Raw genomic sequence first — 13,055 nt, 5'->3', positions numbered from 1 at the left:
TCCTCACTTGGATGGGATGGTTGGCTGGCAGCAGCCTGCGCTGCCTGAAGCCACCCGACCAGACTACGGATCGCACCCGCCAGCGGCGATGCACGGACTCCTGAAAACCATGCCAAGGCTCCACAACACCGAATCGCTCCAGGCTGGATCCGACGCACTGTTTGCGATCTTCCAGTCGTCGCGCATGCAGGGCGGCGACATCAGCCGCAACGTCATGCAGCCCGGCGGATCACTCGCCATTGCCGAAGGCAAGGGGTGCTTCCACTTCATCGAGCACGGCACGGCGCGGCTGCATGCGGATGCCGCGGTGGTGCCACTGCAGACCGGCGAGCTGCTGTTGATGCCGCATGGCCGGACGCATCGCATCGACTGCGCCGCCGACGCGCAGGGGCCGGCCTGCCTGACCACCGCATCGTTCGGGTTCGATGGCCCTGGCAGCCGTCTGCTGCTCGATGCCCTGCCCGGCTGGTTGCATGTTCCAGGGGTGGACCGGATGCCAAGCGGATTTCCTGCCAACTCGGCCGACTGGATGGCGGTAACCCTGGCCGCGATCCAGGCGGAAGCGTCCCGGCCTACGCTGGGCAGCGGCTTGATGCTGTCACGCCTGCTCGACCTGTTGTTTGTCTGGACCCTGCGCTACTGGCTCGGAACGTCCGGTCCGCACAACTGCCAGCGTCTGCATGCCTTGGCCGACCCACTGATTGGACGGGCATTGGCGTTGATGCAGGCCCGGCCCGCGCACGCATGGACCGTCGAGTCACTCGCTGCGTGCCTGAATCAGTCCCGCTCGAATTTCGCGCAGCGGTTCAGCCTGGCCACCGGCATGTCGCCGATGCGCTATCTCGCTGAATCACGACTGCAGCTGGCCGCGCAGATGCTGCGCAGTGGCAACCGACGGGTGTCGCAGATTGCCGGAGATGTCGGATATCTGTCCGAACCCGCATTCAGTCGTGCGTTCCGCCGCGCGTTCGGCATGAGCCCGAATGCCTGGCGCCAACAGGCACCGGCGACATCCGACTGAGGGAAATCCCTCATCGCGCGTGCGCACCCGTCCTCCTATGCTGGCCTCACATTCCCCGCAGGAGGTCCGCATGAACACGCAAGAGCCCAGCCGCCAGCCCAGCCCCGACCCGGCCGAGCGCGATGCCTTCTTCCCGTCGCCCTACTCGCTGTCGCAGTTCACCTCGCCCAGGAGCGACCTGTCCGGTGCCGACTATCCCGACGCGCGCCGCGATGGGCGCTGGAAGGTGCTGATGATTGCTGCGGACGAACGCTACCTGCCGACTGCCAACGGCCACCTGTTCTCCACCGGCAACCATCCAGTGGAAACCCTGCTGCCGATGTACCACCTGGACAAGGCCGGCTTTGACATCGATGTGGCCACGCTGTCGGGCAACGCCGCCAAATTCGAGTGGTGGGCGTTCCCGCGCGAGGACAAGGAAATCGGCGGACTGTACGAACGTTACGCGTCGCGTTTCCGCCAGCCACTGCCGTTGGATGAGGTGGTCGCCGGGCTTGCTGCGGATTCGGACTATGCCGCAGTGTTCATCCCCGGCGGCCATGGCGCCCTGATAGGACTGCCGCAGAGCCGTGCAGTGAAGGACGTCCTGCACTGGGCGATGGCCCAGCAACGCCACATCATCACCCTGTGCCACGGCCCGGCCGCACTGCTCGCTGCAGGCGTGGACGAAGCCGACGGCGGTTCGCTGTTCCGCGGTTATCGCATCTGCGCCTTCCCCGATGCGATGGACCGGCAGACGCCGGAGATCGGCTACATGCCCGGGCAACTGCCGTGGTTCTTCGGTGAGCGCCTGGCGCAGCAGGGCGTGCAGATCGTCAACGATGGCATCGATGGCAGCGTGCTGCAGGACCGCCTGCTGCTGACCGGCGACAGCCCGCTAGCCGGCAATGCGCTGGGCAAACTGGCTGCACGCACCCTGCTCGACGCCCTGGCCGAGCGCTGAACCGGATGACCGCGCTGGTGCAGGCGTTGCTGGAAATGGAACGCGCCCGTTCGCTGAGCGCGGTGGGTGCGGTCCTGCGAGGCATCGCGGCACCACTCGGCTACGACCGCGTGCTGGTGTTCGCCACCGGCACCGGGCTGGAGCGCGGTACACAACGCGTGTACTGGATCGAGGGCGACTGGTTCGGCAATGGCAGCGATACCGACCTTGCGGGCTACCTCCACGCCTGCCCGGTCAATCGCCACGTGCTGGACAGCGACGCGCCGTTCTTCTGGAGCAAGCGCCAAGGCGTTCGCGGCGAACGCTACCAGATAGTGAAGCAGCCACGCGGCGAAGGCCTGCATGGTCTGCAATTGCCGGTGTTCGGCACCACCGGCCTGGAGGGCGCGATCAGCGTTGCCGGTACGTCGATCGACGCGTCGGCCAGCGCGCGCCTGCAGCTGGAGGCTGCTGCAACCGCAGCATTCCGAGCCGCACGCCATCTGGCCGAATCGCCTGCCGAGCTTTCGGGAAGCGCGTTGAGCACGCGCGAGCGCGAAGTGCTGCGCTGGGTTGCCGCCGGGCGCCGGCAGGCTGAGATCGCGGCCACGCTTGGGCTTTCCACGCGCACGGTGGAGAACCATCTGCGCCACGCGCGCCAACGCCTGGGGGTGGCGACCACCGCGCAGGCGGTACGTGCTGCCAGTCGGCGCGGCGAGATCGAGGACTGATCGCGGCGAGGCACTTCCGGCGGTCTGGTTCGCGTGTTACACACGCCATGCGCATGTGCGCGATTGCAGAAAGCAAGGATGATGCTTATGAAACTGCAACTGGCCGCGATGGCCGCGTTGGTGGTGGCAACTGCAACCCTGGCTCCGGTGGCGGACGCCAACACAGGGGTCCCGAGAGAGAATGTTTCCTGTGTGCCAGTGAATGTGGACCGCAACCGTGTCCACCACCACTGCACGGAAACCTACACCGATGAATTCGGCAACGTCTACACCGCCGAGTACTGGATCGACGAGTACGGCAACCCTTACCTGCGCGACTGAGCCTGGAAGGGACTGCGCCGGGCCACGAGCCGGGCCGGCGCGTACGCAGCAGCTGCCGCACGGTCGCCTGATCTACCGGGGGTAGTTGCATGACACCGCGCAGATGCGCGATTGCAGACACAAGGATGATGCCCATGAAACTGCACCTGGCCTCGATGGCCGCACTGATGCTTGCTGTGGGAGCTCTCTCCACGTCGTCCCAGGCCACCGCCAGCGGTGGTGGCGGTGGTCCGGAGAACACGAACTGCGTCCGGGTCAAGATGGGGCCCTATTACCATCAACGTTGCGAAGTGACGTACTTCGAAGAGGATGGCACTCCCTACATCCGGGTGTACTGGATTGACCAGAATGGCCAGTGGTACCTGCCCGCCGACTGAGCAGACATGATCTCCTGATCGCGCCCGCGCGATCCGCCGGGCGGCGCTTTCACCGCCCGCCCGGCACCTGCCAGCCGCCCATCCCGGCATACCGCTGCCCTCGCCTTCCATGGCATGCTCCATGAAACCGTTTTCATGGAATGGAGGGATTCCACGATGTTGTCGCGCTTCCATCGACCTGCGCTGTGCGCATTGTTGGCGCTTGCTCTGCCTGCCGTTGCCTGGGCCGCTGCGCCGGCGCCACTGAAGGTGATGTCGTTCAATGTCCGCACCCCGGCTGATACCGAACCGGGCAAGCGCTGGCCGGACCGTCGCGATGCCATGGTCAAGGTCATCCTCGATGCACACCCGGCCGTGATCGGCACCCAGGAACTGGTGAAGGAACAGGCCGACTTCCTGTCCGGGCACCTGCCCGGCTATCGCTGGTTCGGCGAAGGCCGCCGCGGTGGAAGCGGTGACGAACACATGGGCGTGTTCTACGACAGCAAGGTGCTGGCCGTCGAGGAATCCGGGAACTTCTGGTTGTCCGACACACCGGAGGTGCCCGGCAGCATCACCTGGGGCAACCTGTACCCGCGCATGGTCACCTGGGCCCTGTTCCGGCGCCTGGACGATGGCCGTCGTTTCTACTTCATGGATACCCACCTGCCCTACCGCGACGAGGACGAGCCGCGCCGGGTGAAGGGTGCCGAACTGATCGGCAAGCATCTGGCAACCCTGCGGGCCGGGCTGCCGGTAGTCCTGACGGGTGACTTCAACAGCGAGCCCGGTGGTGACACCTACAAGGCATTCACCCGCCTGCTGCAGGACACCCGTACCCAGGTGAAGGCTCCGCAGGGGCCACGCCTGACCTTCCACGATTTCACCGGCCAGGCCACCGCGCAGCTGGACTGGGTGCTGGTGCGTGGCTTCCAAGCACGCCGCTTCGTCACCGATGACCGTCGCATCGACGGCGTATTGCCGTCGGATCATTTCCCGCTGGTGGTCGAGCTGGACTGGCCTGAGTAGAATCCGGTCAAATCCAAAACAATCATACAGACTGAATGGACACACCTTGGCGCGAAGATACAACCGTCTTCATTTCTTACGCTTGGGGCGGGCAATTTCATGCAAAGGAGTGGATCCGTAGCGATATTATCCTCAACTTGGATTGGAAGTATCGAGTCTTCTGGGACAGGGACAGCGTCGGTTTTGGTCAAAGCATCGACAAGCTGATTGAACGCGCGCTGGCGGAACGCCCACTGATCGTTTTCTGCCTTTGTGACAGCGACTTTCTCTCGGCCATGTCGAGACCCGGCTCAGGATTGAGTCGCGAACTGGCTATGCTGGAGAAGCACGTTGATCAGTCCGACGTGCGAATCGTTCCAGTCATCCTCGGTATTGATGCCCGCGCAGCACTCCCTCCTGTTCTACAAGGGCGAGCATACTTGGATCTCACCGAACTGCATTCGGAAAGCATTCCATTGGGTGAATTTCTGCTCGCGGCTACCGATGGATCCACGCAAGCCCAGATTACACATGAGGTACAGCAACGTCTCGAGTATCACGCACTAAGAAAACGAGCACTTTACTGGCTTCAGGACCAAGGAGTGAGATTTACTGGCTCGGCGAGAACTCATGAAGTTTTCTACAAGGGCAGGCTGCTTACGCCTCCAGACTGGATGTACGAGAGCCCCGACTGGAGTTACATGATTCACGATGACAACGAGGACTTCTGTCCGGCAAAGGGTCGCTGGTTCTGGGACCATAGCGGTCCTTCTCGGGCGATGCAGGCCCTGGGAACTGCTGTTGCTTCGGTGATGTTCCTTGACCGATTAAGACCGGAGCTGCATGGAGCATTCAATTCAGCCGGCTCCGTTCTGGCTGAAAAAGTGTTCGGCTACGTCAAGTCCCATGAACCATTTCATGTTGATGGAGAAGAGATCATTAGAACGTTACTGAATAGTTCCGATGGCTACCGCGTGATGTCGCGTTTATTCCCTCCTACAAGCCAAGCGTAACCCTGGAAGTGTGGCTATTGCCCCATTCAGGATCGCAATGCGGCGTGATCTCAATGCCGTGGCTGTCGCGACATCAGCCGGTACAGCGCCTGATGCTGGTTGCGTGCCTGGAAGATGCGGGCACCGACCGCCAGAAACACGGAGATGCCGATCAGGCCCAGCCCCAGCATCTGGTCCGGCAGGCGCACGAAGCCGATCGCAGCCGCCATCGTCGCCAGTACCATCAGCACTACGACCGCTACCGACAGCCCTGCGCCGGGCGGTCCCGGATCACCGAACAGCATGCGCTGGGTATCGCGTTTGTCATCGCTCATCGCCTGCCCTCCTGGAATCTGCCCCACTAGTTACACCGCAGGCTCCGGTTCTGGCAGAGTCAGAAACGTCATGACTGTGACAACGTCCACAGCACGCGACGCGCTACCCTTCCTCCATTCCCAATCTGCGGAGGGCGTCATGGCGCACCAGAGCCGTCTGGCCGGATTCATCATCGACTGCCAGGACACGCCCGCAGACGAAGGCGCACGCTTCTGGGCGGCCGCACTTGGTCTGCAGGCGCAGCCCGCTCATACCGAAGACGGCGCCGAGTACGCCGACCTGCAGGGCGCGCCCGCGGGCCTGAACGTGGAAGTGCAGCGGGTCGCTCACCCATCGCGGGTGCACCTGGACATCGAGAGCGACGACATCGATGCCGAGGCAGATCGACTGGAAAAACTCGGCGCGCGCCGGATCAGCTTCGTCAAACGCTGGTGGGTGATGGAAGCGCCGACTGGCCATCGCTTCTGCATCGTGCGCATGCGCGAACGCGCGATACCGGCCAATCATTGGCCCTGAAAGCAGAAAGGGACGGAAGCCGCGGCTTCCGTCCCCTTGCGCCTACTGCAGCTGCGCCACGCTGGGTTGCTGCGGCGATTGCCCCCAACCGCCCAGCGCCTTGTACACGCCAACCACGCTGACGTTGACTTCGGCCTCGGCCGCCGCCAATGCATCATCTGCCGCCAGCTGCGTGCGCTGCGCATCCAGCAGGGTCAGGAAGTCCTCCGAGCCCTCGCGATAGCGGATCTGCGCCAGCGATTCGGCACGTCGCGCCGCCTGCGCCTGCTCGACCACGATCGCCAGTCGCGCCTGCTGCTTGGAATAGCGGGTCAGCGCGTTCTCGGTGTCTTCCAGTGCCAACAGCACGGCCTGTTCATACTGCGCAGCCACGCCCTCGGCTTCTGCCTTGCTGGCACGCAGCCGTGCGCGCACGGTGCCGAAATCGAACGCGGCCCAGCTCAGCGACGGGGTCAGCGACCAGGCCTTGTTGTTGCCGTTGACCAGGCCGCTTGCATCGCCGCCGAGGAAGCCGACGAAACCGGACAGCGACAGCCGCGGGAACAGATCCGCAGTGGCCACGCCCACCCGCGCAGTGGCAGCGGCCAGGCGACGCTCGGCCACGCGCACGTCGGCGCGTTGGCGCAGCAGCTCGCGGGTATCGCCCAGCGGCAGCGCCTTGGCGAACGCCGGCACCTCATGCGGTGCCAGCATCGCGGTCAGCATTTCCGGGCGCTGGCCCAGCAGCACCGCCAGCCGGTTGCGTGACTGCGTCTCGGATACTTCCAGAAGCGGAATGTCGGCCTCGATCGCCTTCAGCCGTGCACGGCTGCTCTGCACGTCCAGCTCGCTGCCAGCGCCCAGCTCCCAGCGTGCCTCGGTCAGCTTCTGCGTATCACGCAGGTTGACCAGGGTGTGCTGGGCCACCGCGATGCGCTTCTGCGTACCGCGCAGCTCGAAGTAGTTGCGCGCCACTTCGGCGGCGACCAGTACCTGCGCATCGGCCAGGTTGGCCTGCTCGGCGTCCAGGTCGGCGCGCGCGGCTTCTGCAGCACGGCGCTTGCGGCCGAACAGATCCAGCTCCCAGCCGGCGTCGAAGCCGAGCTGGTAGCTTTCACTGAACACCCGCTGCCCACCCAGCTGCGGATCGGGTTGCTTGCGGCGGTCGTAGCTGCCGCCTGCGGTTATGTGCGGGGCCTGGTCGAAGCGGCTTTCGACGAACACCGCGCGGGCCTGGCTGACGCGGGCCACCGCCACGCGCAGGTCGAGGTTGTCCGACAGTGCACCGTGCACCAGTTCTTCCAGCACCGGATCGTCGAACTGCGCCCACCAGCTGGCAACCGGCGAGGTGCTACTGAACACCGGCTGCTGCGCACCCTGCAGCACCACGGGCTCCTGCACCGGCGCCTTGTAGTTGGGGCCGACGCTGACACAGCCTGCCAGCACCAGGCTGGAGACGGCCATCGCCAACGTGCGGATCACCATGGCAGCACCTCGCCCAGGTAGGTGAAGCTGCCACTGGCGCCGGATTCACCGATCAGCGCCATTTCCACGCTGGAACGTGCGCCTTCGCTGATTTCGATTTCGCCGTTGCCGCCGTTCATGTCGGTCTTCACGTAACCCGGATGCACGGTGTTGACCTTGATCGGGGTGTTGCGCAGTTCGTAGGCCAGGCTCAGGGTCCAGCTGTTCACCGCTGCCTTGGAGGCGTTGTAGGCCGGCACCTTGAAATCGTAGATGCCCGACGCCGGGTCGGCGTGCAGGGTCTGCGAACCGAGCATGCTGGACACGTTGACGATGCGGCCGGACTTGGCCTGCTTGACCAGCGGCAGGAAGGCCTGGGTGACCGCCACCAGCGCATACACGTTGGTGTCGAAGGTGCGCTTCCAGGTATCGAGCGACTGTTCCGACGGCGCCTGCGCCGGGTTCTCGATCATGATGCCGGCGTTGTTGACCAGGATGTCCAGTCGTCCGTGGCGCTGGCGTACCTGCTCGACCGCTTCGGCGATGCTGGCCGCGTCGGTCACGTCCAGCTGGATGGCTTCCACCGGCAGGCCCTCGGCCTGCAGCTTCAGCGCCTGCTCGACGGCGGTCTCGCGCTTGCGGCCGGCCAGCAGCGTGTGCACGCCGGCCTGGGCCAGCTGGCGCACGGTCTCGGCGCCGATGCCACGGGTGGCGCCGGTGACCAGCGCGATCTTGTTCTGATGGGTGTTCATGGATTCTTGCCTTGTGAGGGGAAAGCCGCCGCCGGCCACTGACCGGCGGCGACGGGGTTCCATGTCAGTGGTGGATGGTCGGCTCGCCGTGCTGCACCAGCTGTCCACCACCGTTGCGGGTGACGAACTTGCGCAGGGCCACGTAGAACACCGGCGTGAGGAACAGGCCGAACAGGGTCACGCCCAGCATGCCGGCGAACACGGTGATACCGGTCACCGAGCGCACCTCGGCACCTGCACCGTGCGACAGCACCAGCGGTACGGTGCCGGCGATGAACGCGATGGAGGTCATCACGATCGGGCGCAGACGCAGGCGGCAGGCTTCCAGCGCAGCTTCAACAATGCCCTTGCCGCCCATCTCCAGCTCTCTGGCGAATTCGACGATCAGGATCGCGTTCTTGCACGCCAGGCCCATCAGCACCACCAGGCCGACCTGCACGAACACGTTGTTGTCACCACCGGTCAACCACACGCCGAACAACGCGGACAGCAGGGTCATCGGCACGATCAGGATCACCGCCAGCGGCAGCGACCAGCTCTCGTACAGCGCGGCCAGCACAAGGAAGGCCAGCATGATCGCCACCGGGAACACGATGAAGGCGGCCTTGCCCTGGGTGGCCTGCTGGTAGCTCAGGTCGGTCCATTCGGTGGTCATGCCCACCGGCAACACCTTGCCGGCGATCTCGGTCAGCTTGTTCATCGCCTCGGCCGAGGACAGCACGCGCGGGTCGGCTTCACCGGCCAGATCTGCTGCCGGGTAGCCATTGAAGCGCAGCACCGGGTCCGGGCCGAAGGTCTGCTTGATGGTAACCATCGAACCGATCGGCACCATCTCGCCACGATCGTTGCGGGTGCGCAGCTTGCCGATGTCCTCGACTGTCTCGCGGAATGGACCATCAGCCTGCGCGATCACCTGCCAGGTACGGCCGAACTGGTTGAAGTCGTTGACGTAGGCCGAACCGAGGTAGGTCTGCAGCGTGTCGAACAGTTCGGTGAGCTGCACGCCCTGTGCCTTGACCTTGACGCGGTCCACCTCGGCATCCAGCTGCGGCACATTGGCCTGGTAGCTGGAAATCGGGAAGGCCATGCCCGGCGTCTGCGCAACGGTACCCTGCATCGCCTGCACGGCATTCTGCAGCGCGCCATAACCCAGGTTGCCACGGTCCTCGATGAACATCTGGTAGCCGTTGCCGTTGCCCAGGCCGAGGATCGGCGGCGGCATCATCGCGAACGCGAAGCCCTCCTGCAGGCCGGCGATCTTCTGGTTGATCTCGGCGTTGATCTGCGCGGCGGTGCGGCCATGGCGCTCGGCGAACGGCTTGAGCGGAATGAACGCCACACCGGTGTTCGGCGTGTTGGTGAACTGCAGTGCATTCAGGCCCGGGAACGAGATGGTGTGGGCGACGCCATCGGTTTCCTGGGCGATCTTGGCGACCTTGCGCAGCATTTCATCGGTACGTGCGATCGACGAGCCTTCCGGCAGCTTCACACCGGCGATCAGGTACAGCTTGTCCTGGGTCGGGATGAAGCCCGGCGGCACCAGCTTGAAGATCACGCCGGTACCGACCAGCAGGATCGCGTAGACCACGAACACTGCACCACGACGGCCGAGGATGCGGGCGACGCCACGCTCGTACTTCTCCGAGCTGGACTTGAAGAAGCGGTTGAACGGACGGAACACCCAGCCGAACAGGCGGTCGATCAGACGGCTCGGGCCATCCTTCGGGGCGCCATGGGCCTTCAACAGGCGTGCGGCCAGGGCCGGCGACAGGGTCAGCGAGTTGATCGCCGAGATCACCGTGGAAATGGCGATGGTGACTGCGAACTGCTTGTAGAACTGGCCGGTGACACCGGACAGGAACGCCATCGGCACGAACACGGCACACAGCACCAGCGCGATCGCCACGATCGGGCCGGACACTTCACGCATGGCCTGGTGTGCCGCCGCGGTGGGCGACAGGCCTTCTTCGATGTTGCGCTCGACGTTCTCCACCACCACGATCGCGTCGTCGACCACGATGCCGATTGCCAGCACCAGGCCGAACAGGCTCAGCGTGTTGATCGAGAAGCCCAGCAGGTACAGCGCAGCGAAGGTACCGACCACCGACACCGGCACCGCGATCAACGGGATGATCGAGGCACGCCAGGTCTGCAGGAACAGGATCACCACCAGCACCACCAGCGCGATGGCTTCCAGCAGCGTGGAGACCACGGCCTTGATCGAGTCACGCACGAAGATGGTGGTGTCATACACGGCTTCGTACTTCACGTCGGCCGGCATGGTCTTCTGCATCTCGTCCATCGTCGAGATGACCTGGTCACGGATTTCCAGCGCGTTGGCACCCGGCGACTGGAAGATACCGATACCGACCGCGTTCTTGCCGTCCAGCTGCGAGCGCAGGGTGTAGTCACCGGCGCCCAGCTCCAGGCGGGCCACATCGGCCAGGCGCACGATCTCGCCATCAACACCGCTCTTGAGCACGATGTCGCCGAACTCCTTTTCGGTCTTCAGGCGGCCCTGGGCATTGATCAGGGTCAGGAACTGGCTGTTCGGCAGCGGTTCGGCACCGAGCTGGCCGGCCGAGACCTGCACGTTCTGCTCGCGCATGGCGCGCACCACGTCACTGGCGGTCAGGCCGCGCGAGGCGACCTTGTCCGGGTCCAGCCAGGCGCGCATGGCGTAGTCGCCGCCACCGAAGATCTGCGCGTCACCCACGCCAGGAATACGCGCCAGCGCATCCTTGACGTGCAGGCGGGCGTAGTTGCGCAGGTACAGGGTGTCGTACTTGCCTTGTGGCGACGTCAGGTGCACCACCATCAGGAAGGTCGGCGACTGCTTCTGCGTGGTCACGCCCTGCCGGCGTACGTCCTCGGGCAGGCGCGCCTGCGCCTGCGCCACGCGGTTCTGCACCTTCACCGCCGCCGCGTCCGGGTCGGTGCCCGGGCGGAAGGTGACGGTCATCTGCAGCACGCCGTCCGAGCCGGCAACCGACTTCAGGTACATCATGCCTTCGACGCCGTTGATCGCCTCTTCAAGCGGCGTGGCGACGGTCTCGGCAATGACCTTGGGGTTGGCGCCCGGATACACCGTACGCACCACCACCGACGGCGGCACCACTTCCGGGTACTCACTGATCGGCAGGATTGGAATCGTGATCAGGCCTGCGGCGAAGATCACGATCGACAGCACCGCCGCGAAGATCGGCCTGTCGATGAAGAAACGGGAAAAGTCCATGGAGGAATTCCTGGGAAAGGCGTTCGGCGGGCAACAGCCGCCCCGCCCCTCGTCACGCTGACGAAGGCAGGAACGGCTGCCGCTGGCGCCGGCAGCTAAGCGGGGACGCGGATCAGTGGTTCAGTGCGGCAGTCGCATCACGGCCCGGTGCAGGCGGCGCAGCCTGCGGCTGCATCGCCACGGCCTTGGCCTGCACTGGCATGCCCGGCATGAAGACCTTCTGCACGCCGTCGATGATCACCTTGTCGCCGGCGGCCAGGCCGTGCTCGACGATACGCAGGCCGTCGGCGGTGCGGCCGAGCTGGATGTCGCGGCGCTGGGCCTTGCCATCCTTGTCGACCACGTAGACGTACTTGCGGTCCTGGTCGGTCAGTACGGCCTTGTCGTCGATCAGCAGGGCCTGGAACTGGCCGCTGCCGAGCAGCTGCACGCGGGCGAACAGGCCCGGGGTGAACTGACGATCGGCGTTGTCCAGCAGTGCGCGGACGCGGATGGTGCCGGTGCTGCGGGCAACCTGGTTGTCGAGGAAGTCAACCTTGCCCGAGTGCGGATAGCCCTCCTCACCGGACAGGCCGACCTTCACCGGCAGCTCGCTGTCACGCTCGCTCGGGCGCTCGCCCTTGCGTGCCATCTGGGCGTAGCGCAGGAAAGTGCTTTCGTCGGCATCGAAGTAGACGAAGACGGTATCCAGCGAGACCAGCGTGGTCAGCACGCTGGCGCTGTCGCCGGCGGTGACCAGGTTGCCCGCGGTGACCATCGCGCGGCCGGCACGGCCGTCGATCGGCGCACGCACCTTGGTGAACTCCAGGTTGAGGCGGGCCGCATCCAGCGCAGCCTGCGCCGCCTGCACGGCGGCACCGGACTGGTCAGCCGCAGCGCGACGCTGCTCGGCCGTCTCGGTGGAAATGGCCTGCTGCTCGGACAGGCGCTTGGCACGCTCGGATTCACTGCGGGCCAGCGTGGCCTGGGTGCGGGCGCGGGCCAGTTCGGCAGCGGCGCGATCGTACTCGGCCTGGTAACTGCGCGCGTCGATGGTGAAGAGCACTTCGCCCTTCTTCACTTCCTGGCCTTCGACGTAGTTGACCTTGTCGATGTAGCCGGACACGCGCGGGCGCAGTTCAACGCTCTGCACCGCTTCGACGCGGCCGCTGAACTCGTCCCACTGGCTGACCTGCTTGACCAGCACCGGCGCGGCGCTGACCTGCGGCGGCGGCGGTGCACCGGCTTCTTCGGCATGGCCGCCGCTGCAGGCCGCAAGCACGGCCGCGGCGAGGATCGACACGCCGGCCATCGCAATGCGATGGCCGAAACGATGTGGGGTGGAATTGGGGGAAGTCATGGCATGCATCCGTACGGAGGGGTGGTACAGCTAGATGAGAACGTGTTGCAAAAACAGGCGGCGTATCCTGCGACCTCAACCAT

At 65.0% G+C, this 13,055-nt stretch carries 13 protein-coding genes; 8 read left to right on the top strand and 5 right to left on the bottom strand.

The window, feature by feature from the left end; genetic code table 11:
- The first annotated feature begins 16 nt into the window (after positions 1-16).
- From AC5P57_RS05280 to AC5P57_RS05250, 7 genes are all read left to right on the top strand, one after another.
- A complete protein-coding gene (locus AC5P57_RS05280) occupies positions 17-1,021 on the top strand; it encodes an AraC family transcriptional regulator (protein WP_262235593.1) in 1,005 nt (334 codons plus the stop codon).
- A gap of 70 nt (positions 1,022-1,091) precedes the next feature.
- Positions 1,092-1,964: a glyoxalase III HchA gene (gene hchA, locus AC5P57_RS05275; RefSeq protein ID WP_142807742.1), complete on the top strand. Its 873-nt coding sequence runs from the start codon at positions 1,092-1,094 to the stop codon at positions 1,962-1,964.
- Positions 1,965-1,969: 5 nt separating this feature from the next.
- Positions 1,970-2,674, top strand: a complete 705-nt coding sequence (locus tag AC5P57_RS05270) for a PA1136 family autoinducer-binding transcriptional regulator (RefSeq protein WP_495219498.1) — start codon at positions 1,970-1,972, stop codon at positions 2,672-2,674.
- A gap of 87 nt (positions 2,675-2,761) precedes the next feature.
- A complete protein-coding gene (locus tag AC5P57_RS05265) occupies positions 2,762-2,995 on the top strand; it encodes a hypothetical protein (protein WP_006433851.1) in 234 nt (77 codons plus the stop codon).
- 134 nt (positions 2,996-3,129) lie between these two features.
- Positions 3,130-3,372, top strand: a complete 243-nt coding sequence (locus tag AC5P57_RS05260) for a hypothetical protein (RefSeq protein WP_049429131.1) — start codon at positions 3,130-3,132, stop codon at positions 3,370-3,372.
- Positions 3,373-3,528: 156 nt separating this feature from the next.
- Entirely contained in the window at positions 3,529-4,380 is an 852-nt protein-coding gene (locus AC5P57_RS05255; RefSeq protein ID WP_262235589.1) for an endonuclease/exonuclease/phosphatase family protein, read from the top strand.
- 35 nt (positions 4,381-4,415) lie between these two features.
- Positions 4,416-5,372: a TIR domain-containing protein gene (locus tag AC5P57_RS05250; protein ID WP_099551195.1), complete on the top strand. Its 957-nt coding sequence runs from the start codon at positions 4,416-4,418 to the stop codon at positions 5,370-5,372.
- Between the two features lie 50 nt (positions 5,373-5,422).
- Here AC5P57_RS05250 and AC5P57_RS05245 read toward each other — a convergent pair whose 3' ends face one another.
- On the bottom strand, positions 5,423-5,686 hold the full coding sequence (locus AC5P57_RS05245; RefSeq protein ID WP_099551196.1) for a hypothetical protein: 264 nt from the start codon (positions 5,684-5,686) through the stop codon (positions 5,423-5,425).
- 139 nt (positions 5,687-5,825) lie between these two features.
- On the opposite strand from AC5P57_RS05245, the gene AC5P57_RS05240 reads away from it, so the two are divergent.
- Positions 5,826-6,203, top strand: coding sequence for a VOC family protein (locus tag AC5P57_RS05240; RefSeq protein WP_262235588.1), 378 nt, complete (start codon positions 5,826-5,828; stop codon positions 6,201-6,203).
- Between the two features lie 42 nt (positions 6,204-6,245).
- On the opposite strand, the gene AC5P57_RS05235 is transcribed toward AC5P57_RS05240, so the two are convergent.
- The 4 genes from AC5P57_RS05235 to AC5P57_RS05220 all read right to left on the bottom strand — a co-directional run bounded on the left by AC5P57_RS05235 (position 6,246) and on the right by AC5P57_RS05220 (position 12,972).
- Positions 6,246-7,667, bottom strand: a complete 1,422-nt coding sequence (locus AC5P57_RS05235) for an efflux transporter outer membrane subunit (RefSeq protein WP_099551198.1) — start codon at positions 7,665-7,667, stop codon at positions 6,246-6,248.
- The gene (locus tag AC5P57_RS05230) at positions 7,661-8,398 is read right to left on the bottom strand and encodes an SDR family oxidoreductase (protein ID WP_106549383.1); all 738 of its coding nucleotides are present in this window, start codon (positions 8,396-8,398) and stop codon (positions 7,661-7,663) included. Before AC5P57_RS05230 ends, AC5P57_RS05235 begins: the two co-directional genes overlap by 7 nt.
- 64 nt (positions 8,399-8,462) lie before the next feature.
- On the bottom strand, positions 8,463-11,633 hold the full coding sequence (locus AC5P57_RS05225; RefSeq protein ID WP_262235587.1) for an efflux RND transporter permease subunit: 3,171 nt from the start codon (positions 11,631-11,633) through the stop codon (positions 8,463-8,465).
- A 112-nt stretch (positions 11,634-11,745) separates the two neighbouring features.
- Complete coding sequence (locus AC5P57_RS05220; protein WP_099551201.1) at positions 11,746-12,972, bottom strand: efflux RND transporter periplasmic adaptor subunit; 1,227 nt, start codon at positions 12,970-12,972, stop codon at positions 11,746-11,748.
- Positions 12,973-13,055: the final 83 nt, after the last annotated feature.

Source organism: Stenotrophomonas sp. YJH_SMC_79 (genome assembly GCF_059367995.1).
The sequence above is the reverse complement of the archived record's forward strand: the minus strand, read 5'-3'. Positions and strand labels throughout refer to the sequence as shown.